Consider the following 1,707-nt stretch of genomic DNA (forward strand, 5'->3'; position numbering starts at 1 on the left):
GGCGCGGGCCGCAGCCGACCCGCATCGAGGCCGCGCCCGAGCCACCCCAGGGCCAGGCCCCGGCGCCCGCCCCGGCGGCCGAGCCCGAGGAGGCGGCCAGCAACTGGTTCGCCCCCCGCAAGCCCGCCGCCCAGGCCCCCGCACCCGCACCGGCCCCCGCCGCGGCCCAGATGCCGCCGGCCGCGACCGCCCCGCGTCCCGCGCCGCACCCGGTGCCCACCAGGACGCCGTCCCCGACGCCGACTCCGGCCCCCACGCCGCCGGCCATGCCGGGCGCGGGCTTCGCCCCGCAGCAGCGCACCCAGGCCCCGCCCGTGCCCGGACCGGACGCCGCCTTCGCGCCGCCGCGCACCCCGCCGCCGCCCGTGGCGGACTACGGCCAGGGCTTCCCGCCCGCCCCCGCGGCCCCGATGCCCGGCGGCCCGGGCGTCGGGACGACCCAGGGCTTCCCCGCCTACGGGGGCGACCAGAGCGACGGCGGCCCCGTCACCGAGGCGTTCCCGGCGTACGGCGGCGGCCCCGCCGGACCCACCGGCGGCCCCGGCTTCGGTACCGGCCCCGGTACCGGCCCGGCCGGCGCGGCCGCATTCGACGAGGCCCCGCAGTGGCCCGGCCCCGACCTGGAAGGGCCGCTGCCGACCCCGGTATCGGCCCCCGCCCCGGCCGCTCCCCGCTCCGGGGCCGCGCAGCCGAAGGCCACCGGCAAGCCCGCCAAGAAGGGCCGCTCCAAGCTGGTCCTGCTCGGCGGCGGCATCATCGCCCTCGTCGGCGTGGCCTACGGCGCCGGGCTGCTCCTGAACCACTCGGACGTCCCCAAGGGCACCACCGTCCTCGGCGTCGACATCAGCGGCAGCCGCGACGAGGCCGTCTCCAAGCTCCAGACCGCTTTCGGCACCCGCGCCGCCGCCCCGATCCAGCTCAGCGTCGGCGGCAAGCCGGTCGAGCTCAAGCCCGAGAAGGCCGGCCTGACCCTCGACGCCCAGACCACCGTCCGCAACGCGGCCGGCAGCGACTACAACCCGATCACGGTCATCGGCTCGCTCCTCGGCAACGAGCGCGTCGCCGATCCGGTGATGCCGACCGACGAGGAGAAGCTCCAGGTCGCGCTCCAGGAGCTCGCGGGCTCCTCCGGTACGGCCACCGAAGGCACGATCAAGTTCGACACGGGCAAGGCCGTCGCCGTCCCCGGAACCCCCGGCACCACCCTCGACGTCGACGCCTCCGTCCAGCTGGTGACCAAGGCCTTCAAGGACCAGGTCGCCACCGGCAAGGCGGCCGTCGCCGAACTGCCGACCACCACCAAGGCGCCGGCCATCGGCCAGGCCGAACTGGACCGGGCCATGAAGGAGTTCGCCGAGCCGGCGATGTCCGCGAACGCCACCGTCAAGGTGGGCACCAAGTCCATCGCCTTCGGCGCCCGGTCCCTGCCCAAGATCCTGAGCATGCAGCCCGTGGACGGCCGCCTGGTCGAGAAGTTCGACCTGGAGGCGCTCAAGGCGACCTACGGGAACACCTTCGACGGGATCCTGATCACCCGCGGCACCGGCGAGAAGACGCCCGTCACCCCGCAGGACATCGCCGGTCCCCTCGGCAAGGCGCTGCGCGGCAAGACCACGGCCGAGCGCACCGCGGTCGTCGACACCGACCCGAAGTAGGGACTGTCCTCACGTAGCGCCGGACCCGGACCCTCCCGGCGGTGGCCGGGAG

Annotated in this window: 1 protein-coding gene; it reads left to right on the forward strand. The window is 76.5% G+C overall.

Features of this window, described 5'->3' with window-relative positions:
- Positions 1-1,655, forward strand: a 1,655-nt coding sequence (locus tag ACWGIU_RS32015) for a hypothetical protein (RefSeq protein ID WP_453711611.1), incomplete at its 5' end; no start/stop codon positions are given.
- Positions 1,656-1,707 lie beyond the last annotated feature (52 nt).

The sequence above is a fragment of the Streptomyces sp. NPDC054840 genome (assembly GCF_053611065.1).